Annotated in this window: 21 protein-coding genes, 1 tRNA gene and 2 pseudogenes; 9 read left to right on the top strand and 15 right to left on the bottom strand. The window is 47.1% G+C overall.

The features are described from left to right. Positions 1 to 125 precede the first annotated feature (125 nt). On the top strand, positions 126 to 2213 hold the full coding sequence (locus ACQUQM_RS13960) for a TonB-dependent copper receptor (protein WP_432470505.1): 2088 nt from the start codon (positions 126 to 128) through the stop codon (positions 2211 to 2213). Between the two features lie 165 nt (positions 2214 to 2378). On the opposite strand, the gene ACQUQM_RS13955 is transcribed toward ACQUQM_RS13960, so the two are convergent. The 8 genes from ACQUQM_RS13955 to ACQUQM_RS13920 form a co-directional block, all read right to left on the bottom strand. Beyond that, on the bottom strand, positions 2379 to 3458 hold the full coding sequence (locus tag ACQUQM_RS13955; RefSeq protein ID WP_432470504.1) for a lipid A deacylase LpxR family protein: 1080 nt from the start codon (positions 3456 to 3458) through the stop codon (positions 2379 to 2381). Further along, the gene (locus tag ACQUQM_RS13950; protein ID WP_432470503.1) at positions 3455 to 3985 is read right to left on the bottom strand and encodes a disulfide bond formation protein B; all 531 of its coding nucleotides are present in this window, start codon (positions 3983 to 3985) and stop codon (positions 3455 to 3457) included. Before ACQUQM_RS13950 ends, ACQUQM_RS13955 begins: the two co-directional genes overlap by 4 nt. A gap of 58 nt (positions 3986 to 4043) precedes the next feature. Beyond that, positions 4044 to 4385 carry a YdbL family protein gene (locus tag ACQUQM_RS13945; protein WP_432470502.1) on the bottom strand — a complete coding sequence of 114 codons (342 nt, stop codon included), beginning with the start codon at positions 4383 to 4385 and terminating at the stop codon, positions 4044 to 4046. A gap of 9 nt (positions 4386 to 4394) precedes the next feature. Further along, positions 4395 to 4598 carry a YnbE family lipoprotein gene (locus ACQUQM_RS13940; protein ID WP_432470501.1) on the bottom strand — a complete coding sequence of 68 codons (204 nt, stop codon included), beginning with the start codon at positions 4596 to 4598 and terminating at the stop codon, positions 4395 to 4397. A 92-nt stretch (positions 4599 to 4690) separates the two neighbouring features. Then, positions 4691 to 7132 carry a YdbH domain-containing protein gene (locus tag ACQUQM_RS13935; RefSeq protein ID WP_432470500.1) on the bottom strand — a complete coding sequence of 814 codons (2442 nt, stop codon included), beginning with the start codon at positions 7130 to 7132 and terminating at the stop codon, positions 4691 to 4693. Positions 7133 to 7190: 58 nt separating this feature from the next. Next, positions 7191 to 7634, bottom strand: coding sequence for a hypothetical protein (locus tag ACQUQM_RS13930; RefSeq protein WP_432470499.1), 444 nt, complete (start codon positions 7632 to 7634; stop codon positions 7191 to 7193). A 30-nt stretch (positions 7635 to 7664) separates the two neighbouring features. Continuing rightward, the gene (locus tag ACQUQM_RS13925) at positions 7665 to 8306 is read right to left on the bottom strand and encodes an O-methyltransferase (protein WP_432470498.1); all 642 of its coding nucleotides are present in this window, start codon (positions 8304 to 8306) and stop codon (positions 7665 to 7667) included. 132 nt (positions 8307 to 8438) lie between these two features. Continuing rightward, positions 8439 to 8765 carry a hypothetical protein gene (locus tag ACQUQM_RS13920; protein WP_432470497.1) on the bottom strand — a complete coding sequence of 109 codons (327 nt, stop codon included), beginning with the start codon at positions 8763 to 8765 and terminating at the stop codon, positions 8439 to 8441. Between the two features lie 186 nt (positions 8766 to 8951). Between ACQUQM_RS13920 and ACQUQM_RS13915 the strand changes: the two genes are divergently transcribed. From ACQUQM_RS13915 to ACQUQM_RS13890, 6 genes are all read left to right on the top strand, one after another. Further along, positions 8952 to 9302 (top strand): hypothetical protein, encoded by a 351-nt coding sequence (locus ACQUQM_RS13915; protein ID WP_432470496.1) that lies wholly within the window; start codon positions 8952 to 8954, stop codon positions 9300 to 9302. 72 nt (positions 9303 to 9374) lie between these two features. After that, positions 9375 to 10931 (top strand): DNA recombination protein RmuC, encoded by a 1557-nt coding sequence (gene rmuC / locus ACQUQM_RS13910; protein ID WP_432470495.1) that lies wholly within the window; start codon positions 9375 to 9377, stop codon positions 10929 to 10931. Continuing rightward, positions 10928 to 11587, top strand: a complete 660-nt coding sequence (locus ACQUQM_RS13905) for a gamma-glutamylcyclotransferase (protein ID WP_432470494.1) — start codon at positions 10928 to 10930, stop codon at positions 11585 to 11587. Before rmuC ends, ACQUQM_RS13905 begins: the two co-directional genes overlap by 4 nt. A 797-nt stretch (positions 11588 to 12384) precedes the next feature. Continuing rightward, positions 12385 to 13623, top strand: a complete 1239-nt coding sequence (gene ftsA / locus ACQUQM_RS13900) for a cell division protein FtsA (protein ID WP_432474827.1) — start codon at positions 12385 to 12387, stop codon at positions 13621 to 13623. Between the two features lie 134 nt (positions 13624 to 13757). Then, on the top strand, positions 13758 to 14960 hold the full coding sequence (ftsZ, locus tag ACQUQM_RS13895) for a cell division protein FtsZ (RefSeq protein WP_432470493.1): 1203 nt from the start codon (positions 13758 to 13760) through the stop codon (positions 14958 to 14960). 271 nt (positions 14961 to 15231) lie between these two features. After that, a tRNA-Ser gene (locus tag ACQUQM_RS13890) sits at positions 15232 to 15319 on the top strand. Positions 15320 to 16141: 822 nt separating this feature from the next. On the opposite strand, the pseudogene ACQUQM_RS13885 reads toward ACQUQM_RS13890, so the two are convergent. Together ACQUQM_RS13885 and ACQUQM_RS13880 are read right to left on the bottom strand one after the other, a co-directional pair. Beyond that, positions 16142 to 16477, bottom strand: a pseudogene (locus tag ACQUQM_RS13885) (DDE-type integrase/transposase/recombinase); the annotation flags it as partial. Positions 16478 to 16514: 37 nt separating this feature from the next. Next, positions 16515 to 16654: pseudogene (locus tag ACQUQM_RS13880) on the bottom strand (IS6 family transposase); the annotation flags it as partial. A gap of 266 nt (positions 16655 to 16920) precedes the next feature. Between ACQUQM_RS13880 and ACQUQM_RS13875 the strand changes: the two are divergent. Together ACQUQM_RS13875 and gshA are read left to right on the top strand one after the other, a co-directional pair. Then, a complete protein-coding gene (locus tag ACQUQM_RS13875; RefSeq protein ID WP_432470492.1) occupies positions 16921 to 17412 on the top strand; it encodes a MarR family winged helix-turn-helix transcriptional regulator in 492 nt (163 codons plus the stop codon). A gap of 181 nt (positions 17413 to 17593) precedes the next feature. Beyond that, positions 17594 to 19201 (top strand): glutamate--cysteine ligase, encoded by a 1608-nt coding sequence (gene gshA, locus ACQUQM_RS13870; protein ID WP_432470491.1) that lies wholly within the window; start codon positions 17594 to 17596, stop codon positions 19199 to 19201. 133 nt (positions 19202 to 19334) lie between these two features. Here gshA and ACQUQM_RS13865 read toward each other — a convergent pair whose 3' ends face one another. The 5 genes from ACQUQM_RS13865 to ACQUQM_RS13845 form a co-directional block, all read right to left on the bottom strand. Continuing rightward, the gene (locus ACQUQM_RS13865) at positions 19335 to 19946 is read right to left on the bottom strand and encodes a flavin reductase family protein (protein ID WP_432470490.1); all 612 of its coding nucleotides are present in this window, start codon (positions 19944 to 19946) and stop codon (positions 19335 to 19337) included. A 191-nt stretch (positions 19947 to 20137) separates the two neighbouring features. Further along, positions 20138 to 20926, bottom strand: coding sequence for a putative hydro-lyase (locus ACQUQM_RS13860; protein ID WP_432470489.1), 789 nt, complete (start codon positions 20924 to 20926; stop codon positions 20138 to 20140). A gap of 208 nt (positions 20927 to 21134) precedes the next feature. Beyond that, on the bottom strand, positions 21135 to 21512 hold the full coding sequence (locus ACQUQM_RS13855) for a group II truncated hemoglobin (RefSeq protein ID WP_432470488.1): 378 nt from the start codon (positions 21510 to 21512) through the stop codon (positions 21135 to 21137). Positions 21513 to 21661: 149 nt separating this feature from the next. Next, the gene (fghA, locus tag ACQUQM_RS13850) at positions 21662 to 22507 is read right to left on the bottom strand and encodes an S-formylglutathione hydrolase (RefSeq protein ID WP_432470487.1); all 846 of its coding nucleotides are present in this window, start codon (positions 22505 to 22507) and stop codon (positions 21662 to 21664) included. Positions 22508 to 22664: 157 nt separating this feature from the next. Further along, positions 22665 to 23888, bottom strand: coding sequence for an NAD(P)/FAD-dependent oxidoreductase (locus ACQUQM_RS13845; RefSeq protein ID WP_432470486.1), 1224 nt, complete (start codon positions 23886 to 23888; stop codon positions 22665 to 22667). Between the last annotated feature and the right edge of the window lie 647 nt (positions 23889 to 24535).

The raw sequence follows: 24535 nt of genomic DNA, 5'->3' as shown, positions 1-24535 counted from the left end.
ATAAGGGGAGGTGCGACAACATGTCACATCCCAGCTTTCGCTTCTGTCAATAGAATGGCCTTAGCTTTAATTTAGCTTTTGCTAATCAAGCAAGTTGCGATTTAAGAGCCTGTTGTAAGGCGCAAGTGTTAACAAGCATTGAAAAGGATATGGATGTGATCAGGAAAGTGTTACCGGTTGCAGTGGCAGCGGTTATCTCCGGGCAGGTTGTCTCAGGAGCAGCGTTGGCCGGGCATAATGATGAAAATACCATGGTGATCGAAATCACTAGTGGTCTGCCACAGGTAGAGAATACTGTGCGTAATGAAACCGCCGCGGTACAGGCATCACCGACCACCGATGGCGGGGATCTGCTGAAAAGCCTGACCGGCGTGTCTGGCATTCGTATGGGGGGGCGGGCGATTGATCCTATCATTCGCGGTCAAAGCCAGACCCAACTGAATGTATTGCTGGATGGTGCTTATGTTCATGGCGGCTGCCCAAACCGGATGGATCCGCCAACAGCGTATAGCTCTGTCGATAGCTATGATCGGGTGACGGTAATCAAAGGTAACCAGACAGTTGTCTACGGTGCAGGTGGTTCTGGCGGTACCGTGATGTTTGAGCGGGAATGGCCGCTGTTCGGTGACAATGGTTATACAGGGGATCTGTCTACCAGCTATAACAGTAACGGCGAGCGTTATGAGTTAGGTGCGGATGTTGCCGCGGGCAGTGAGCAAGGTTACGTCCGTTTTATCAGCCATAAGGCTTCTGGCAATAACTACGAAGATGGCGACGGCAATGAGGTGCGCTCCTCTTATGAAAGCCTTTCAAATACCTTGCTGGCCGGTATCCGGTTGAGCGATAACACTACCCTGGAAGGCAGCTTTGAAAAGGCGGAAGAGGAAGATGTGCTGTTTGCAGGTGCAGGTATGGACAGCCCTTATGCCGATGCAGACACGATGCGCCTGAAGCTGAATCATCAGTTCACGCAAGGTGCTCTGCGCCAGATGGAGTTAGAACTGTACCGCTCCGAAGTGAAGCATAATATGGACAACTACAGTCTGCGTCCGGCCGGTATGATGCAGATGCAGGCGCCTTCTACCTCTGATACCGATGGCCTGCGTCTGACTTTTGATGCGCAACTGGCAGATATCGACTGGACCTTTGGTACTGATCTGCAGAATAACGATCGTGATGCCGAGTTGCAGAATAAAGCGGGTGTTATCTCTCGTTTGCTGTGGCCGGGGGCTGAAATTGATCAGCAGGGTGTGTTTGCCGAAGCTGAAAAAGCGATCGGTAAAGATGATGTTGTTAAAGCCGGCCTGCGCTATGACCGTGTAACTGCAGTTGCTAACCGTCGGGATGAAGTGAATGGCGGATTTTCTCCTCAGCAGATCTGGGAAATGGCCGGAGCACCAGCCGATGCTGGTGAAAAGAAAACCGAAAATAACGTTGCTGGTTTTGCCAGTTGGACCCACCGTCTGAACGATCAGTACAGTGTTGAGACGACCTTGTCCCGCAGTGTGCGGACAGCCGATGCCACTGAACGCTATATGGCCAGAATGACCATGACCGGAGACTGGATCGGTAATCCTGAGCTGGAACCGGAAAAGCACCATCAGCTGGAAATTAGCCTGCAGAGCAATGATGGTTATCTGAACTGGTCTGCCAGCGGCTGGTACAACCGGGTCGATGATTACATTCTTCGTCAGTCTGTTGCTGTTTCTGCAGGTATGGGAATGAAAGACCGTGACATCTACCGCAACGTTTCGGCTGAGTTGTATGGTGCTGAGCTTGAGATGGGCTACCAACTGGCTGAAAACTGGGCTCTGGGCAGCTCACTGACCTGGACGGTCGGTAATAATCTGGACGATAACACTGACCTTTCCCGAATTTCACCATTGGAACTAACTACATCACTGGATTACAACCGTGACCGCTTCCAGGCTGGTGTTGAACTGCAGCTGGTGGATAACCAGAATGATATTTGCCTGAGCGGTTCTGCCAATTGTGGTGGTCAGGACGTGCGGGCTACTCCAGGCTACGGCATTGTTAATATGCATGCCCAGTATGAATACCCGTCGGGGATCACGCTGGTTGCGGGTGTGGATAACCTGACCGATAAATTTTATACCGTGCACGAGAGCCGAGGCGATGTTGTAACCGGTAACTCCTTTCAGGTGGCTGAGCCGGGTCGTAGCGTCTGGTTACGTCTGAGTAAATCGTTCTGATCAGTAATGAAGAGAGTCGCCAGCAGTGCACACTGCTGGTGACTTTTTTAAAATCGGCGGGATGATTTTAAGAGCAAAGAGATCTGATAATCTCTACAGCCGGGTCATATGCCCCGGTTTTTTTATGTCTGGAGAAAAGCTAAAGAGAGTTTAATCACGAATGGTTCAGAAGCTATAAGAGGCAGAGAAAGAACCGAAGCTATGGGCATCGGATTGGCTATCGAATTCTTTAGTGCGGAACACCCGCGACATGGAAAATTTCCAGTCGTCGACCAGCATGCTGACACCGAGAGTGACTTCACCGACTAAATATTTTTTATCCACCGAATGGCTATCGGTAAAGGTATTACCGTCGAGGAAAATATCCTGTAACACCAGGCGACTATCTGCAGAGATAAAGCCATGCAGGCCAAAATTCTCATTCACGCTATAACCGCTTTGGATACGGTCATCATGCTTGCCGGGAGCACTGTTGTCACCGCCGGGGCGTAGCGAAGAGGTACCGAAGTCATCCGGTAGGTGCCAGCCAATGCGGAATTCTGCACCACCGTTGAGGTAAGTGGCAACGTTGCCTAAGCTGGCCCCGCCATGGTAGATCAGATCGTATTCCAGCGCGCCTTTGATCTGCTGTGCCGGAATACGGTATTTACGCTCGAATACCAACTGCAGCCCCAGTTCATTACTGAGCTGGTTATCCCAGCCTTTAAACTTGTCAAAGCCACGCAGGTCGTGAATAAAGTCCTGTGCTTCCTGGCCATGTGCCGCCGGCCCTACAATCCCGACATTCAGAATTGTTGAATCCATCTGCTGACTATCTTTGATGTGGTAACCCATGCCCAGGTAAAGCCAGCCTGCGTAAGGCCTGTCTTCGGGATCGACCGTGGTGCGGTTGATATCTTCCGGGGTATACATCTGCTGACCCAGAGTAATAACCAGGTTTCTGACGACGTTCTCTTCAGCCGTCGGATTGCCATTTCTGAACAGACCAAGAGGCGCCGAGATAAAACGGTTATAACCTCGTGCCCAGTGCGGTAGATTTTCGTCCGTCAGGTAATCACTGATATCAGGCGAAACCCATGATGCCCGGATGCCGCTGGTGTATTGCTGATCGGTATCGGCAAACAGATCATTTTCCAGATAGAAGGTCAGGGTGCCCGGGTTTTGATTATGATGCGATTCGGTAGCGGCATAACTACCAACGCTGGCCATGAGTCCGGCCAGCGCCAGCAGAGAATGTTTTTTCATCGAAAAGATAGGTCTCGTTTCTGTTTTTTAGTCATCAGTTTCCAGACTACAAGAAAAAGTATGACAAACGCGGCGAGAGAAAGTTGCGCAAAACTTACGCCGTATAAATTCCATTGGGGACCGGGGCAGATTATCGCGTTGTTCAATGCGCTCAGTAGTACGTCTTGCGGCGGGCTGGCATCCAGTTGTGCCAGCACTGCCTGGTTACAGGACGGAGCTGGAACCTCGGTTATGGGGGTGAGGGTATACCGGATAATAGTAACAATACCGGTGAGCAGCAACACCATGTTGATAACCGATAAGAGCAACTGGATCAGACGGCTGAAATTGAGCAGGAATCCTAGGAGGAAGGCTCCGGACATTGCCAGCAACAGCGCCCTGACCACTGTGCATAAGGCACAGTTAGCCAGGGTTGTATGCGGTTCTATATACAGGCTGACAGTGGCCAGCAGTAGCGCGCAGATAATAAATCCAAACGCGTTATTCAACCGGTAAGAGGGACGACCAGATACATCTAAGGTACTCAATTTATTGCCCTGTAACTGAAATTATTATTTTTGTGTCAGTTATGCTGAGTATTGCGAGCTAAGGTTTTTTAATCCACCGGCCGCTTTTGTCCTGGATATATTGCCCCGACGTTGCGCGCTGTTTCAGGCGCTCTCCGATCCGGGTTTCAATAATCTTTTTATCTACGCCTGCCTTCCTGGCTTTCTCTGCATACGCTGCACTGCGTTTTCTGTTGATATCTTTGATCAACGCTTTTACATCACTACTGGCATTGCCTTTAACCAGCCCGAGATAGCCATTAATTTGCTCGCCTACCACACCGCTTGCTTTGGCTTCAGCCAGACCGGCAGCCCAGACTGGGGTGACATTCATCGTTAGCACCAGGGCCAACAGGGTTATGAATTTAGTCATAGTTTTCATTGGCTGCTCCTAGAATAGATCACTGTTTTCTTCAAAGAGGTCATCGATCTCTTTGTCAACTTTTACCAGAATCTCATGCTCGATTTTGACATTGAGATTGATGGTGATCGGTTCATTTGGAACTGCCACCTGAACTGTCGGTGCGCAGGCCGATAGCATGACTGCCATCAGGCTGAATAGCGACAGCGATTGTAGGGTTTTTTGTACGTGCATTTCCTGCTCTCCATCAATAATAACGCTGTTTTTATATATGTATATAACCCAAGCGCTTACTGAAGCCTGAACAGCGCAAAATTCAGAACAGCCTAACGGTAGCGTTTCTCTATGCCGCGAGTCAATTTGTCGGTGAATTGAAGTGTCTCAATTAGTTTTGGAATGTTCTCTTCAATATTAACAGAAAAATCAATTGGTTGGCTGTTGTTCCAGTCCGGGTTGAAGCCTTTGATCCGAGTATTAAGGATAGCATCTCCATCTTCCGCCAGGTTTAGACGGATGCCCAGGCTGCTGAAGTTGAAGTTACGCAGGGCATCGAAGGCTATTTTCAAGCTAGGGTTAGTCTGGGTAAGCGCCATAAACTCAGCGGGTGGATCGAAGCGGATCCAGCCGCCCTCTGTATTGCTGTTTATCTGCCCGTCGCTGATGCTGATCTTACCCTGTTGGTAACGGAACGGCATCTGGCCGTTGAGGGTTCCCTGGCCGGTGAGGCCGGGCTGCTGTTCCAGTGCAATAACCTGTGCCAGATCCAGGTTAGTCAGGGCTAAGGCGGTATCTATTTCAGGTTCCGAGGGGTTGAATGCCAGAGGCAGTGTGGTGATTTCTCCTCCTAACAGGCGGGCGTTAGCGCTGGCCAGTTCAATACGGGCTTTTCTACCGGGGCGTTGGTTGTAACGGTAACTGCCTTTTAGCGACTCAACCGGCGTACCCAGGTCGATAAATTCAACCACTAATCGCCCCTTATCGCGCAGCGTACCGCGATGACTGCGGGTGGTTTCGGAACTCCAGTCGGCATTATAGGCATGGGTCTGGTCGAAACTGGCGTCAACACTGGTAGCGCTTTGTAATAAACGCAGCGCTATGCCGTTGTGGTTGAGATCGAGCCAGCCCCGGTGTTTCAGCGTGCCGGCTTTAACAACCAGTTCTGCTGGCAGATCTGGCAGGTAGTTTTGTAATACCTTCTCAATGCCTTGCAGTGCCAGAGGCCGGATTTTCCAAAAGGCGGTGGTATGAGGAAATTGATTATTCTCTTTTGGCAGAGCAGTTTTGCTGCTGCCACTGATCAGGAGATGGCCAGAGTCTAACTGTGCATCGGTAATAATAGAGTTGAAACGGGTGTTAAGCTGATTGTTGGTATAGCTGATAGTACTGCTAATACTGAACGGAGGCGTCGGTTGTTCAGGTACCTCTACTTCCACTTTCGGGAGCTTAACATCAGCGTTAATTTCAGGTTTATTAAGTTGAAATGGCATAGTGCTGATCTTAGCTGGTTGATAACTGATGGTTATCGGTGCGCTGTCTGACTGTTGCAAAACAATACTGTCGCCGCGAATCTGTAGCTGGGCTGGAGGAACAGTGATCGCTGGCAGTTGTGGTGCTGATAGTGTCAGGAGTTCTGTTACTGTGGCTGTAACAGATAGGGGGTGGCTAAGGCTGAGTTCAATCTTGTTGCTGCTGGCTGAGGGGGTACTGATCTTGCGCAGGGTGCTGTCAAACTGAGTCAGACTAACGGTTAGATTGTCTTGTCGTTGCTGCAGTTCGCTATTAAACGTTATATCAATGCTATTTAATTCTGTCACAGGCTGATTCAGTGATAGCGCAGCACTGATCTGGTAGTGGCTGTCGGCCGCTGCAATTATCTGAGTTACTGTCTGCGCCGCGGCCAGTGTGCTTTTGCCTTTGAGTAAAAGCTGGCCATCGGTTTCAGGTAGTTCAGGTATATCAACAGAGAGGTTATTCAGTAACTGTCTGAGTTCTTCCGTTTGCAGCAGGCTGATGAATTGCCCTATATCGACCCGATGATTCGATTCTACATGTAGCTGTTCCGTAACTTCGCTAAGGCCGAATTCTATCTCTGATAGTGGTTGGCCGGAGTGCTGACTGATCAGCTTTATCCGGTTGTCACTGTTTGCCTGAAGGTCGATGCTGAGCAATGGCGAGGCGCTATTCTGGTTGGTTGTTGCGGGTGTTGCGGTTGTTACGGATGTTGAGAGAGTTTCGTTCGCTTTAACTGTCTCTGTTTGTATATGACATATTAAGCCTTCACTGGTTAGATTAGCTGTGCCATTAAAGCTGAGATCTGATCGCTGATTGATATTTAAGTTTATGTTGTAGCGGCTGATACTCAGACTGTTAAAGGGCAGTTCGGTGAGAAGCTGTGCCGGGCTTATTAATGGTAGCTGGGTCGGTTCCGATGCTTCTTCGTTTGCCGGAAGTGCAAGGCTAATATCAGCATCCAGTTGGGGGATAGTGATCTGGGCGATACGTTGATTGAACAAAAGATCCAGTGGGGTGAAATTCACCTCAATATCCCGGGCCTGCAGAGATACTTCCTGATTCTGGTTATCAAGTTGAAAGCTTGCCTGGGGGATTATCAGTGAGTTCCAGCCGGGATGTTCAATTTCCAGCTGGTGGGTGCTGATGCCTTGTTCCTGCAGTAGTTGCCGGGTTAGTTTTTCAGCGAGTAGAGGAATACTGAGATAGACACCGGCAACAAGAAAAAGAGGTAGAATCAGCAGTAGCTTACGCATCATGTATACCTCCTTTTAAGTTATGTTGTCGCTCCAGGTTTTTCAGCCAGTCCTGTTTATGTTAGTCCAGTTCAAGCTCATAGAGCCGGTCGACGGCGTCTTTCAGGTGAAAGATTATGCCGGTGTACTTATCGCTGTCGGCCTCTATATCAAGATCACTGAGGCGATCGGCGGTTTCTTCCAGTGACGCGCCCTGGGCATTAATACCGTTATCTTCCAGTAACCAGCAGATCAGGCCATAGATCTCAGCGGCACTATTGACCGAATCAAGATCATCGAGAAACTGATCCCGAATTGATTGCAACTGGCTATAAAGTACCGTATCCCGTTCAGTTGCAACATATAGCCTCAGCAGACTATCGCAATCGCCGATACGCAGATCGCCTGCACGACCCTCTTTGCCATCCTTTGCGTTGGCGAAGCTATCTGCAGAATCATAGCGCTGTATCGAGTATGACTCTTTACCTGGTTCGGCATCGGCAGTGTTATGAATAACAAAAAACATCGGCGGTCCTGTTATCTATTTATCAAACCGTTAGCGAATCTTGCGAACGACATTGAGCCCGTCGCGTACTGTCAGGAAGACATTTTCCACATCCGGGTCTTCAGCAATAATGCGGTTCGTATCGACCAGAATGTCGTCGATCTCAGATTCCGGTTGTACCACTTTGCCAGACCAGAGAACGTTATCAAGAATGATCAGGCCGCCGGGGCGGGTCATCTCTTTAACCTTCAGGTAGTAGTTAAGATAGTTACGCTTATCGGCATCGATAAAGGTGAAATCCAGTTCCAGGTCTAACTTTTCGATTGTTTCGAGGGCTTTGCCGAAGATAACTTCGATCTTATGCCCGTGCTCGCTGCGGTCATAAAAGGTCTTGGCAAAATCGATCGCCCGGGGATTGGTTTCGCAGCAGATCAGGCGGCCATCGTCCGGCATGCCTTCAGCGATGGAGAGTGCCGAATAGCCGGTAAACATACCGATTTCCAGGGCAACTTTCGGCTGGTGGATCGCGCTGAGCATTTTCAGGGTGCGGCCGACTAAGCGACCAGAAAGTTTCTGCGGCCAGCCCATGTTCTCATTGGTCTTATCGATAAGTTCCTGCAGTAACTCAGGTTCTTTACTGGTGTGGATAAAGGCGTAATCCTCTATCGCTTCATTAACCAAATACTGACTCATTGTTTCTCTCTTAACATTGCTTCAATGACTATAAGAACAGACTTATTGTGCTTCTCTTAACATCACTTCAATGATTATAAGAACAGACTCATCGTCTCTCTTAATGTCACATCGATGATTATAAGAACAGGCTTATTGTCTCTCTCTTAACATCACTTTACTGGCCCAGACGTGGATAGCTTCGGTAGCATCGGGTTCCAGGCGAAATTGGCAGAGGATAATATCACTTTCCGGGCACTGAAGGATAATCGCTTTTGCCCCGCCTGGTGCGGCGAAACAGCCCGTTGCAGGTGGCTTTCCAACGCCATAGAGTGAGTAACTTAATAGCTGCCGGTATTGTTGCTCGGTCGTGCAGACGGTATAGCTGCTGTCGATTACTTCGAACTGCCTGGATTCAGCTCGGATCGCTGCGGATATCAGGAGTAAAGAGAAAAATGCTATCAGGCTGTTTTTAACCATGGCAGTGACCGGTTTGAAAAATCTATATGGCTATATTACAGATAAAAAAGCCGTCAGCTTCATGTAAGGGACTTGTTCGCACCTTTCCTTGTTAATAATTTAGGCTCCGTGTTGAAAATCCCTTACAATCGTACCTTTATTTTCTAATCAATCGTTGCAGCATAAGCTGCAGTCTTGGGAGTGCCTGTGGAACCGCTATTTCTGTTTTTGTTATCCGGCTTTGTTTCAATGTCAGCTGCATTGAGCGCCGGACAACTCAATAAGCTTCCGGATGAAGATAAGCCTGCCTTTATGCAAAACCGAAATGGTCAGGTGATGGTGATCATGATTGGTAACCTGGCCGCGCTGACCTTGATTGGTGCTCTGGCGTATGGTTTCCGTCTGCTGGAATGGTGGATTCCGCTGAGTAGCATTTTTCTTACTTTCCCGGCTATATCGGTGGGTATTACCCAGCGAATGTTGGGCGATAAAGTAAACCTGTTCCTGATGCTGCCTCTGGTACTGGCTTCTGTTGGCCTGCTGTATTACTACTGGTAACAGGGCTGCTAACTGTTTTTAATGACGTTACGCTGATCAATCCTGTTAACAGCCTGAAAAGCGATCACCCAGATGATATATACCCAGTTACTCGATTTGCTCAATGATCCATTTATATCGGCGCTTGCCGGTGGGGTCATTGGTCTGGCTTTCGGCATGCTGTTACTACAGCTTAAGAAACTCAGTCAGGCGGCGCAGTTTACTCAGCAGCAGCAGACTCTGGAAAGTGAAATCATACAGTTTCAGGAACAACTGCAACGCAGCAGTGCTGAGCAGGAGGTGCTGGCCGATCAGAATGCCTATCAGGCTGGGGTGTTGCAGGAAAAGTCTGAACAGATCCGGCAGTTAGAGCTGGAACAGGTACGTCTGCAACAGGTGCAGCTACAGAAACAACAGCAGGATGACCAACTGGCAGATCTTGATGAAGAGCTGGATAACCTGCGTCGCCAGCTCAGCTTACGCCAGGCTCAGGTGGCTGAGCTGGAAAGCCGCCTTGAAACCGAACGGGCTGCTCAGGCAGAGAAATTACAGTTGCTGACCGAAGCCCGGGATCAGCTGAAAATAGAGTTTCAGAATCTGGCGAATAAAATATTCGAAGAGAAATCTGAGAAGTTTGCCACTGCCAATAAAGACTCTCTGGGCTCGTTGCTGACGCCGCTGCGGGAGCAACTCGGCGACTTCAAGCGTAAAGTCGAAGATGTGTACGATAAAGAGTCGAAAGATCGCCGCTCTCTGCATGAGCAGATTACCCAGCTGAAACAGCTGAACCAGCAGATGAGCAGCGATGCGATCAACCTGACCAACGCCCTGAAAGGGGAGAGTAAAACCCAGGGCAACTGGGGTGAGGTTATTCTGGAGCGGGTGCTGGAACAGTCAGGCCTGCGCAAAGGCTATGAGTATGAAGTGCAGGTTGCCCTGGCCGAAGAGGGGCAGCGCTATCTGCCCGATGTGATTATCCGCCTGCCGGACGATAAGGATGTCATCGTCGATGCCAAAGCATCGCTCACCGCGTATGAACAATACTGCTCATCTGAAGATGAAACAGCCCGTGCTGGTTATCTGAATGAACATCTGCAATCGGTCAGAAATCATATCCGCGGGCTGAGCGATAAATCATATCAGGCTTTAGAAGGTGTGCGATCGCTGGATTTTGTGTTGATGTTCGTGCCTGTTGAAGGCGCTTTTCTGCTGGCACTGCAACAGGATAAAGAACTGTTCAGCTTCGCCTATGAGCGCAATATTATATTAGTCAGCCCTTCAACTTTGCTGGTGACCCTGCGTACCATCAATAACATCTGGCGCTATGAGCGGCAGAACCGTTATGCACAGGAGATAGCCCGCCGCGGCGGTGAGCTGCATGATAAGTTCGTCGGTTTTGTTGAATCTTTGGATGATGTTGGCAAACACTTGGGGCGTACTCAGCAAGCCTTTGAAACCGCGCAGAATCGTCTCAGCACCGGGCGCGGTAATCTGGTTAACCAGGCTGCGGCATTGCAAAAATTAGGCGTGAAGAATAAAAAGGATCTGGATAAAAAGCTGGCGGATACTGCTGCCGAATCAGATCCTGATTCATCTTTTGAACCTTCTTCAGAGTCTTCTGCTGAGCAGTTGGAGGTCCTCGGGAAATGATTTCAGTGGTCGGCTATGGGTCGTTGCTGGCCGAGCATTCGGCGCGTCAGACAGTACCCGCGCTAAGTAATTTTCGCTTAGTCCGGGTGCCGGGGTACCGGCGCATCTTTAATAAGGTCGGCGTGGTATTTCTGAGCCGGCATGGCGCAGCGCCTGACAGTCTTCACCTTGCGTCGTGTTCTACAGAGGCAGCAGTTGATAGCGAAATTATTTGCAGTCAGTTTGAGTGTTCTGCTGAGGACTTCGTTGAACTCTATGAACGGGAACACCGGTTTCGCTGGATTGAAGTGGATACTGTTTCTCTTACCGGTGAGGTAGCCCGGGGCCGGATGTGCACCGGTTATGATGACCTTGAGTACCGCCTGAACAAGTGTATTACGCCCCAGGAGTATGAGGTGCGCGTAGGACGATATTACACGGGCAGGATCTGGCGCGATGATATCTTGCCTTATCCCCGCTATCTGGCATTCTGCCTGCAGGCTGCAGAGTCTCAGGGCGCAGCCGTACTGAATAACTTTCTCGACAGCAGTTTTCTGGCGGATGGTGTCACCAGTATTCGTCGCTATCTTGAGCGGGATGCTAAGTCAGCGAAGCCTCAGCTACAGCGGTGGCGTGATTATGATACCGGGTATAGCTACCCTGCCGCCGGAGAATAATACGACTGTATAGCCCTGACTGGTAGGTTTAGGGCTCTCACTCATCGCCTTTTAATTTGCCTTGATCTCCAATCTCTCTGAAAACCAGTACCCAGAGGGCATGCCGGGGCGTAAGGGACTTGCTCGCCTCTTCCCTGTTATCCCCTTTTTTTGTCAATTTATGACTACTTTTTATAATCTTCAGGTTATTATTCACGCTATATTTTTTGCTCCAATAAAGCTTAAAAGTTTAATCATATTTAAATTCTGATAATTTAGTGAAAAATCAAAATTAAATATTGAATTAACCGCTAATAATCAATATTAATTTTTGATTATTTTAAAAAACATCAAGATTAAATATTGATTGCTATATTATAAATCAAAACTCGATTTTGATTTTTGATTGTTTTTTGTACAAAAAAAGTACGATTTATGTTAAAAATAGAGGCACTGTATCTGAATGAGCTAGCAGCCCTCCAGATCAGGTGCGGCAAGGGGAATTTCCGCTAAAGGTGGCAAAATATTGCCGATATAAGGAAATAGAGGAAGATTTTTGATATTTGATTAATTGCTAACCGATTGTGTTTAAAGAATTACTCATTTTGGCAATTAATTGGTTTATTTCTTGCTGTATTAGTAAATAATGACACTAGTGTCATAAAAGGCTAAGGAAAGCGTTCAGCTCTGATGAATATTTGTACAGTCAGGGCAGTAAATGTAGATCACCATCTATTTGCGTGAATATAAGGGTGGTGAATAACGACTACGAGAAAATAGTAGAGCGAATTTAAGCAGGCTCTGAAATATGAATGGAAATGACAATGACTAGCAATATGATCGTAGCACTGGACATCGGCACCTCTAAGGTGGTCTGTCTGGTGGGTGAAGTAGGCCTTGACGGCACGATCGATATCGTGGGCATTGGTTCGCATGAATCCCGTGGCTTAAAACGAGGGGTGGTGGTTAATATCGAATCCACCGTGCACTCGATCCAGCGGGCGGTTGAAGAAGCCGAGCTGATGGCCGGTTGTAAGATTCACTCGGTAACCGTGGGTATAGCCGGTAGCCATATTAATAGCATGAACTCTCACGGTATCGTCGCAGTACGCGATGGTGAAGTGATGGAGCATGACCTGGAGCGGGTAATCGATGCCGCGAGGGCGGTGGCTATTCCTGCCGACCAGAAAATTTTGCATATCCTGCCGCAGGAATATGTGATCGATAACCAGGAAGGCATCCGCGAACCGCTGGGCATGTCCGGCGTGCGCCTGGAAGCCAAAGTTCATCTGGTGACCGGGGCGGTGAATGCGGTCCAGAATATAGAAAAGTGTGTCCAGCGGTGTGGTCTTGCAGTGGATAACGGTGTATTGGAACAGCTGGCCTCCAGCTACTCAGTATTGACCGAAGATGAGAAAGAGCTGGGCGTGTGTATGGTGGATATGGGTGGTGGTACCACCGATATTGCCATCTTCACCGGTGGCGCAATTCGCCATACTGCGGTGATTCCGATCGCCGGAGACCAGGTGACCAATGATATCGCCATGGCGCTGCGAACACCCACGCCCCATGCTGAAGATATCAAAATGAAATATGCCTGCGCGCTGGCGCAGCTAGCCAGTGCCAATGAGACGATCAAAGTGCCGAGTGTCGGTGATCGTCCCGCGCGGGACCTGTCCCGCCAGGCATTGGCTGAAGTAGTAGAGCCGCGTTATGACGAGCTGTTCACCCTGATACAGGCTGAACTGCGACGTAGCGGCTTTGAAGATTTAGCCGCGGCCGGCATCGTACTGACCGGCGGCACGGCAAAGATGGAAGGCGCGGTCGAACTGGCCGAAGAGATCTTTCATATGCCGGTACGACTGGCTATCCCGAAAGGGGTGCGGGGCATGGAAGACATTCTGTGCAGCCCGATCTATGCCACCGGTATCGGCCTGCTGCAATATGCTAAACAAGACAATATACAGCCGATGGGCGAGGCGGTATTGATCGAGGAAGAGATCATGCGGCCGAATGTACTGAACCGGATGAAAACCTGGTTTCAGGGGAATTTTTAAAATTGCACTTTAGAGCAGATGCTTTAAGGGTATAAGTTTTTGCTGCAGACAACGGAATGGTTGTAGCAGGCAGATGTTAATGAGAACGCAATAAACAGGTGCGGGTTGGGCACTGAACCTGAGGGGAAAGGGACATGTTTGAATTACTGAACAGCGTAGCATCGAATGCTGTAATTAAAGTGGTTGGCGTCGGCGGTGGCGGCGGTAACGCAGTACAGCACATGGTATCCACGGAAGTGGATGGGGTTGAATTTATCTGCGCCAATACGGACTCGCAGGCACTGGACAATATGGGTGCCAAGAGCGTGTTGCAACTGGGTAGTGAGATCACTAAAGGCCTGGGTGCCGGAGCCAATCCGGATATCGGCCGTCAGGCTGCGCTGGAAGATCGTGACCAGATCGCTGATATGCTTAGCGGTGCGGATATGATCTTCATCACCGCAGGTATGGGTGGTGGTACCGGAACCGGTGCTGCACCTATCGTTGCGGAAGTGGCGAAAGAGCTGGGTATTCTAACGGTTGCAGTGGTTACCAAACCGTTCCCGTTCGAAGGCCGTAAACGGTTACTGATCGCCGATGAAGGCATTAAAGAGCTGTCTGAGAATGTCGACTCCCTGATCATCGTACCGAATGAAAAACTGATGCAGGTGCTGGGCAAGAATTGCAGCCTGATCAACGCGTTCAGTGCCGCTAACGATGTCCTGAAAGGTGCTGTACAAGGTATCTCCGACCTGATTATCCGTCCCGGCATGATCAACGTCGACTTCGCCGACGTACGCACCGTGATGTCTGAGATGGGTACTGCAATGATGGGTACCGGCTCTGCGAAAGGTGAAAACCGTGCAGCTGAAGCAGCTGAAGCAGCAGTACGTAGCCCGCTGCTTGAAGACGTCGACCTGATGGGCGCGCGCGGTATTCTGGTGAACATCACTGCCGGCCTGGATCTGGGCCTGGGTGAGTTCTCTGAAGTAGGTCAGGTAGTAGAAGAGTTTGCTTCCGATAACGCCACCGTTGTAGTAGGTACAGTTATCGACCCTGAAATGACCGAAGAGATTAAAGTAACGGTTGTTGCGACTGGCCTGGGTGGTGCTGAAGAGCAGGATATCCGGGTTGTAAGCAACGGTACTACAGCAGTTGCCGGCTCTCGTCGCGCAGCAAGTGCTGTCAGCGATTACAGCCAGTTGGAACTGCCGACTGTAATGCGCAATCGTAACGATTCAGTTCGGGCACAGGATAATCCTGTGGTTGAGCCGGAACCTGCGGCAACGCAGAAGACCGGCACTGACGATATGGAGTTCCTGGATATTCCAGCGTTCCTGCGTCGTCAGGCCGACTAAAAGGTAGCCCACAGGGATCTGTCCCATCCCTTACCTTTTAGGCCAAAATTACCCCATCCAGAGGTTGTTTCCCGGATGGGGTTTTCTTTTTTCGGGGCGCCGAAACAGTCTTGTTTACCGCTGCAAAAATTAATCTGAAAAAAGTAACATAAATCTCCCTTACGGGTTTGATTTAACAACCGATTTCCATTAAAGTACGCGGCCTCTGAGGTTGATACCGCAGGGCGAAGTCGGAACTTGTAACGACGTGATAAATATCAGCAGGTAATGCGGTGAGGTGTCCGAGTGGCCGAAGGAGCACGCCTGGAAAGTGTGTATACGGAAACGTATCGAGGGTTCGAATCCCTCCCTCACCGCCATCTAATTCAAACAAAAAAGCCCAGTCTCTGACTGGGCTTTTTTGTTTGTAATACGGAGTCGCTGTGATGGAGTGGACGAGGACCCTTGACAGGGTTCGAACCGAGCAAACTTGTTTGCGACACACGCAGCCGCAGGCAAGTAATCCCGACCTTTTCCGCTGTACCTGTAGCCCCCTTATAGAGCCATCTGTTTAGAAGCCCGGGCTTTTTTGATTGTAATATGGAGTCGCGGTGATGGAGTGGACGAGATCCCTCGCGGTTCGAACCGAGCAAACTTGTTTGCGACACACGCAGCCGAAGGCAAGTAATCCCGACCTTTTTTATGTTCTTCGATCTTTGCGCCGCTATCTTTTTAGAAGCCCAGTCTCTGACTGGGCTTTTTTGTATGTGTTTTATGCTCCTGCAGAGAATGGGTGAGAATCTAGCTCAGTGAGACAACATTGGAGCTTGCGACGATGGCCCCGAAGGGGTGAATTGCGAAGCAATGAATAACCCTCGACAGGGTTCGAACCGAGCAAACTTGTTTGCGACACACGTAGCCGAAGGCAAGTAATCCCTCTCTCACCGCCATATTCTATTTTTTCCATATTTTCAATGGCTTATGGCGAATCGTGTTGGCGAAAGTTGACGTGTTTGTTGACGTCTCATTAAGACCTTGCTGAATCCCCATCTTTCTTTCCCTAGTCATATGTGGCCTTGATATACATAGCGCTACAATGCCTGTCCGTGGCGATCCATAAGGAAGAGGTTGAAGCTATGAGTATTGGTGATGGGATTCTCTGGTCTACTGTCTTAGTGGTTTTACCCCGTTACCACGGACAGTCAGTTAAGAGCAGTCTGAGTTAGCTTACGCTTTTTCCTCTGGCTATAGAATCGCTCAACGTAATCAAATACATCAGCCCTGGCTTCTGTTCGGTTTTTGTAATTTCTCCTGTTTACCCTTTCTCTTTTTAAGAGGCCAAAGCAGATTTCTGCCGCTGCATTATCATAACAACTGCCTAAAGCACTTATGCTGTAAATAACATTGTGATCATACAGGAAGCGCTGATACTCATAATTAGTGAACTGAGCCCCTCGATCTGAGTGCAACATCACGGGATCAGCATGATCTTTCTGCCATAACGCCATTAGCACAGCTTGGATCACCAACTGTTTTTCCATGGTTGTTCATGTCTGCTTAGCCTTTTTGACTAACTAGCGAGACATGATCAACCGATACCAGCGTTCCCCCATTATTTTATCAAGGTCGCGGTCGGAGATAGCATATCTGACATAGAAGAGCACCGCATATAGGATTTCATCCTTTTGGTAGTGAGTGCCTTTGAAGACAACCACTTAAGCTCTCCGCTAAAGAAAAGTTTGAATTATCCTTCGTTCGTTCAGACTTTGCGACACAACCGTAGTGGTTGCCGTTAGGAGCTTGAAGCATGGGGTAAAACAGAGCTTAGTCATGAATATTCATTTTACTTGACCACTACAATCCGTGTGTTTAAACAGCGGTGTTTGAGAGGTCAAAAGCGTAATCGTCAAAGAATTGAAATACACTTTAACAGTCAGTATACTGATTATTTGTGTTTTGTGGGTACTGCAAGGTGGGAACGGTGAACAAAGTAAAATTAGTCACGACTCAGTGGCAGCGAGAAATGCCTGATCTGGATCTTTTACCGATGGCGGTGGTTAGTCGTCTGGGGAGTGCAACACGGCTGATTACTCGAGATTATCTAGATCCCTTTTTTAAAAGCTACGGACTGCAGCATGGCGAGTTCGATGTTTTGGCCACCCTGCGGCGGTCTGGTGCGCCTTATACATTAGGACCAACTAAATTGTTTGAGACTCTGATGATATCGTCGGGCGGGATGACTAATCGATTGGATCGTTTAGAGATGTCCGACTTGATTTCTCGCGCTCCCAACCCGGATGATCGCCGTGGAATCCTTGTTTCATTAACAGAAAATGGACTCGAACTGATGAATCGAATCGTTCCGCTTCATGTGGAAAATGAATCCCGTGCTCTTACAACTCTTAGTCGAGAAGAGCAGAAGCAGCTAGACGGTTTGCTGGTGAAACTACTGGCTGGTCTGGATCAGCAATAAAGATTCAATGCTTATGTAACGCAGAATTCTTAAGCATGGCGGTACCGTTACTCTCTTTCAGCTTCGGTAATGTAGGGATGTGTTTTTCAAGGGCAGGCAGCCCATATTAGGCTCGGTTACTATTGAGAATAGCCTATTTACCCGCGTTGCTTTCAACTACTTGTTTAGAAGGAAGATTGTATTGTCTGATTTATACCATGCTAGATTACAGCGATTAGAACTCCCAGAAAACTGCTTGTTATTGAAGAATATTCAACGTGGTATTGAAAAAGAAGGTTTGAGGGTGACGTCTCAGGCAATGCTAGCTCAAACGAGACATCCGCAAGCGCTTGGTTCTGCTTTGATGCATGGAAGTATTACCACGGATTATTCAGAATCATTGTTAGAGTTTATAACGCCTGTTTTTCAACGGGTTGATGAGAGTATTGACTATCTTCATCACTTGCATAGCTTCACGTTGCGAAATATCGGTGATGAGTATATCTGGCCTGCCAGTATGCCCTGTAAGTTGGATGGGGAAGCCAGTATCCCTATCGCGCAATATGGTGGCTCTAATAGTGGCCAGATGAAACAGGTTTATCGCCAAGGCCTGGCATATCGATATGGGCGGATGATGCAATCGATAGCTGGAATTCACTATAATTTTTCGATGCCTGATTCGTTCTGGCCGCTTTGCCAGGATCTTTTTGAAAATAAAGGTGATGTACAGGAATTTAAATCTAATCGCTACTTTGCCCTTATCCGCAATTTTCAGCGTTATTCCTGGCTGCTCAGTTATCTATTTGGGGCCTCTCCTGCTTTGGATAGTAGCTTTATGGAAAACAATCCCCAGGAGTTAGTTCAGCTAAGTAAGAGTACATTAGGGTTGCCCTTTGCCACTTCGCTAAGGATGAGTGATTTGGGCTATCAGAGCAGTGCTCAGGGCAACATGAATATCTGTTATAGGGGGTTGGATAGTTATATTGGCAGCCTGAGCCAGGCTATTCAGGAGAACTATCCCGACTACGAAAGCATTGGCGTCAAAGTGGATGGTAAATATCGCCAGTTAAATACCAATCTATTACAGATAGAAAATGAGCATTATAGTAATATTCGTCCAAAGCGAGTTACGTCATCCGGAGAAACGCCGCTTGAAGCACTGAAGAAAAGAGGTGTTGAATATGTTGAAGTACGTATTTTAGATATCAATCCATTTATGGCTGTAGGTATTGATGCTGAGCAGGTTAGATTTCTTGATGCTTTTTTACTTTACTGCCTGCTCGCAGACAGCGATGATATCTCCCCTACGGAAAATAATGAGATTAATTACAATCAGAAAAGATGCATTCTGGAAGGGCGTAGACCGTCCTTAATGTTATACCGATCAGGTAATCTATTGCCCTTTAAAGATGCGGCCAATCAATTATTAGATGATGTTGAAAACGTTGCTAAGTTACTGGATATTGCACATGAAAAACAGCGGCTTGATGTACAGGGTTACAAGCACTCGGTGATGTTACAGCGGAACAAAGTTGAAAGTAGCGAGCGGACTCCGTCTGGACAGGTCATGCATGAGATCCTGAGAGGGAATAGTTATACTGAGATGATTCAGATGCAAGCTGAAAAAAATAAGAGGCATTTTCTCCGGCAAGTCTTGCCACATGGTTTTGATATGGAGCTCAAACGATTAGCTGTAGACTCTGTAAGGCAGCAACAGCAATTGGAAAATAATGAGACAAGTTCTTTCGATGACTTTCTACAGGCATATCAGGCATCAGAGTCTTCCGCTATTGAGTTTGAGTTGGCTTAACCGCTCAGGAGGAAGTGATATCAACCAGCGGCTGTCACTTAGATGTTTTTTAGGTAGAAACTAGGCTCGAGCTTATTTTTAGTATGCTTGGGGGCAAGAGCCGTTTGACATTGCTTAGCTTGACAAGAGCGTGTTAGCGACGGGAAATTGAAATAATATCTCCAAAAGTCATATAGTCAGAGCCTCCCAGTCGTGTAATTGGATCAATTTTATCAGCGGCTATCTTGATGCGACCCTTGAGATCCAGTTCAACGGCATCGTCATCAATAAAGAGATTCTTTATTCGACCAAATATTAAAAATTGTGGTGTGTTGCCAATCTCTTTGACATCGTATAGTTCACAATGCATAGCAATACGTGCTCCATCGATTCGGGGCAGCGGACTGTTATTGAAAGGTACGAGGGATAGCCCCGCGTGTTCCACCTCAGACTCGTTTTCCGGTAGTTCTTGTGCCGTTTGGGTGACCTGCTGTGCTTGTCCACTATGCGCTAAATGAACTACAAAATCATTTCGCGAAATTATATTGCTATAGGTATCTTTCATTGCCCCGTTGGTCTTGTGCCCAACAGAGAACATTAAAATGGGAGGATCATTGCATACAGCCGAAAAAAATGAGAACGGGGCAAGGTTATAGCCGCCAATAGCGTTTTCGCTAAGTACCCAAGCAACGGGGCGAGGTAAAATTGACTGAGTCATGGTGAAGTATGCCTTATTGGCAGATAATTTGGAAAAATCAATATCCATGAACGAATCTCTGTTTGGGACGGTTAAATAATTTTAGTAGATAAAATTGAGCTAAACGGACGAAATCTGGCTTAGAGAACGTTGTTTATGTGGAGTAATACTTAACCATGTATAAGGGGGGGCTCTTCCCCCGCTCCTATGTTTAGCGTTTAATTAGAATTCAGAAAATTTATTGCATAAGAGCAAGTCTATTAAAGAATAGCTAAGCTGCTATTCGGAAGATCTGTTATTAGCATGTAACCAGGGCTATGAGTAATGCAGAACGGAGGTTTTGCTTGCTCGATAGCTACCTGTGGAGTGACACCGCAAGCCCAAAACACGGGAATCTCTCTTTCTTTAATCGTGACAGGATCACCAAAGTCTGGTTTATTGATATCGGAGATACCAATTTGAGATGGTGTGCCTAAATGTAATGGGGCACCATGAACGGATGGAAAACGGGTACAAATTTGAATTGCGCGAATGGCGTCAGCTGCTTTCATTGGCCGCATGCTAACCACCGTGGTGCCACTGAAACGACCAGCGGGTCGACACTGGATGTTAGTACGATACATCGGGACGTTCACTTTTTCAGTGATATTACGGATTTCAAGACCGTCTGCAATCAAAGATTCTTCAAAAGAAAAAGAGCAGCCCAATACAAAAGTCACAAGATCATCACGCCAGTACTTACTAACATTGGTTACTTCGTCAGTTACTTCGCCATACTCATATACTCTGTATTTTGGAATATCACTACGGATATCGAGGTCTTCTCCAAGTTCCGTCAGCATGAAATCGCCAGGTTTTCTGGACATTCCAATGATTGGACATGGCTTCGGGTTTAATTGACAAAATTGTAGAAAGTCGTTTGCCCATTCTTTTGGCATTATGGCCAAATTTCCTTGTACGAATCCTTGAGCAACTCCGGACGTATTACCAGTAAATTGGTCAGAACGAATATTCTGGCGGATTGTTAGAGGTGATAGTATGGAAGTCATATAAATCTCGATTGTCTGATGAAGATATGAACCTGATTTTGTTAGTCATTTGACAAGGAGTTAGTTCCCTATCGAGCTTACAATTCAAACCATTCAAGAACTGTCATAGCAGTGGTTTTTATTTCTACGACTGTGTCATAGTTTACAGTGTATAGTTGCTTACAATAGGTTGTTGATTTTTAAATTCTTCGTATGAAAGGAATTATAATTACTTCTGATTCCGTATTGTCTCAGCAATATTAAACATTGGTATCTTGAGCATTTCCTTCAGTTCATCTGAAGCATTGATGTTGTCTAAAGCTTGATCCATGCACTCAAGCCACTGATCACGCTCTTTAGTTCCGATTGAGTATTTGGCATGTGGACTTGATAGGCAAATTGTACCGTGTTCTTCGAAGTAAAGATTTGGGCCTCCTAACCAGCCAGATAAAAACATAAACAGTTTATTCTGTACGCTATTAAGGTTTTCAGCATGCATCAATCGTATTTTTTTTGCATCTGGTCGTGTTGCCATAACGTTGTAGAATTCATTGGCAAGATTTCTCACGCCCGCTTCGCCTCCGAGGAGGTTATATGGATTGCTCATACTATCTCTCTTTATTATTAAGATCCGGAATAGTTGATGAAGTTAGTTGTTTGCTTTTCTATCTAGTTTAACTATTCGAAACAGGAATATTAGTAAGCAGAAACGACCATGTATCGAACTGCCAAGCACAGTTCGATACATATATTTAATTACTTACTATTCAGGTGTTCCGCGTGGAAACGCAGGTGCTCTTCTATATAACTGGATATAAAGTAGTAGCTGTGGTCATATCCTGCATGGCTGCGAAGTTGAAGAGGGTAGTTGCTCGCTTTTGCTGCTTCTTCGAGTGTATCCGTTTTCAATTGCTCAGCTAGAAACTCGTCGGCCTCTCCTTGATCAACCAACGCAGGTACAAAGTGTGTAGCATCGCGCATTAAGATACTCGAATCATAGATGCGCCAGGTTGCACTATTTGTTCCTAGGTAAGCTGTCAATGCCTTCTCGCCCCATGGGCTTTTCATTGGATTGCAGATAGGGCTGAAAGCAGATACAGAGCAATATTGATCTGGATTTCGCATTGCAATAGTTAAGGCGCCATGCCCGCCCATTGAATGACCTGAAATGGAGCGTTGATCTGAGACCGGAAACTCAGTTTCTACTATGGAAGGCAGTTCGTTTACAATGTAATCATACATTTGATAATGATTTTGCCATGGTGATTCAGTAGCATTGACATAGAAGCCTGCTCCTTTTCCAAGATCATAGCTGTTGACATCATCAGGGACATCATCCCCTCTAGGGCTGGTGTCCGGGGCCACTATGGCAATGCCTAATTCTGAAGCCGCTCGTTGTGCCCCGGCTTTATGCATAAAATTCTCATCTGTACAAGTAAGTCCAGAGAGCCAGTATAGAACAGGGACTCGATTATTCTTAGATGCTTCAGGAGGCAGATAGATAGCAAAACGCATATTACAGTTTAGAGATTCTGAATAGTGATTGTATTGCTTGTTCCAGCCGCCAAAGCTTTTATTCTGGCTAATTTCTTCTAAGTGCATATGAGCTCCGTATTGACTGGTTGCCAATTTGTTTAATATGGAAAGATAAACATATCCAAAATAAATATATTGAACGAGATTTGTTTGGCGGAAAAGTACAGCTATGCCTGCTTCAAGGAGTCATCAGAAGAAGCTGTACAGTTATATTGTTAAATGACTAGCTGTTTAATAACTGCTTAAGGTCAAAGCTCTCATCCGCTAAAGCTTCTGGGGTTACAGGGATTTCTTTGCTTAACAGTGCCTTGCTAATCATAAAGTCTTTAGCGGTATTGATGCAGTCGGCAGCGATTAACTTACCTTCTTTAAGGTAAAACGCAGTGAACTCACGGCCTTCATGTCGGTTACCTCGGATAACAACCTCATCGTAACCCTGGCTTAAGCCTGCAATACGCAACTTTACATCGAACTGGTCGGACCAAAACCATGGTAATGCCTGGTACGCAATTTTATTTCCGCAGATAGATGCTGCAGCAGACTTTCCTTGTTCACTGGCGTTAGGTACTGATTCAAGGCGTATGCGTTGGTTATAAAGTGCGTTGGGGTGGCTTGTACAATCACCTGCAGCGACGATGTCAGGGTCTGATGTTAGGCAGTATTCATCAACGATAATGCCGTTGTCGACCTCAAGACCGGCATCTTGGGCTATCTCTACATTAGGAAGGATGCCAACACCTACAATAACCAGGTTGGCAGGCAAGGTTTCACCATTTGAGCAAATAACACGGGAAACATGCTCATCGCCTTCGAAACCAGAGACTGCTACATCAGTTAAAATAGTAACGCCTTCTTCAGCATGCATGCGGCTATAAAATTCGGATACTTCTGGCGCAGTTACTCTGGCAAGAACCCTTGGAGCCATTTCAAGTACAGTGACTTCCATCCCCAGCTTTCTGAGTACAGAGGCGGTTTCAAGACCAATATAACCACCGCCAACGATAATGGCATGTTTGCCTTCTCCGACATCTTGCATAATGCCTTCAACCTGGGACAGGTCTCGTAGATAGTGTATTCCTGGAAGATCTATGCCGGATAGTGGGACTGTACGGACTCTTGAGCCTGTGCATAGAGCCAGCTTATCATAATCGAGTATCTCACCATTGTTCAGGGTGATTGTTTTGTCTGCTCGATTGATGCTATCAACCCGAACATTAAGCATGAATTCAATATTATTCTTTTCGTACACGGCTTCTGGACGAATCAGAATATCATCAGCACTTTTTTCACCTGAGAGAAACGCCTTTGATAAAGTCGGACGGTGATAGGGGAGGTAAGACTCATCGCCAATGATAAGTATTCGTCCATCCCAGCCTTCTTGGCGCAGGCTCGGTGCGAGTTCGGCTGCAGCATGGCTAGCGCCGATAATAATGCAAGTTTTTGGCATGGCTAGATCTCTCATCTTGATGGATTTATCTTATTATTAGCAGTGAATGTAGAGATATGTAATTAAGCATAGAACTATCGCTAGGAGTCGTAGTTTTTAGCTAAAGGCACTTTGGTGTTGATTTCCAAGAGCGCTTAATCACAAACTATACGGTTCTTAAGCCGGATAGCTTGAGAGGCTGAAAAATGGCTTATGACTCTATTCACTGTTGTTGTAACGGGTCCTTAATTTAATCAGCTGCATTAGTGACACAGGCAATGAAGCTTAATTTCTAATAATCAGTATACTGATCTTATGCCTGCTGTCAATTGTGTGGAAGTTGCTGATTGGGGTGCTAACGATTCGTTGTTTGTGATCCTGGCTTTGCTGAATCTCAGATGCATTCAAATAAACAGATATTGATGCAGGGGGAGGCAGCTGGAACACTCTGCTTTACCGCTGGCAACGTGGCTGCCTAAACATGGTTGTTTTCTTGTTCCATGCTAAGTCTTTAGCTCTTCAGGATAGTACCTGCAGTACATAGCCCCTTTGTTGAGTTCAATTTTTTATTATTAGTTGGTTTTGATAGTCGGATGCTGATTCTGTGAGTGAAAATGATCCGCCTGATTCAGGTTTTTAATAACAGCTGATTGAGTGTCAGGCATTGG

This window comes from Amphritea sp. HPY, from assembly GCF_050870985.1.
GTDB lineage: Bacteria > Pseudomonadota > Gammaproteobacteria > Pseudomonadales > Balneatricaceae > Amphritea.
Note: the sequence above shows the minus strand (reverse complement) of the source record. Positions and strands in the feature narration are given on the sequence as shown.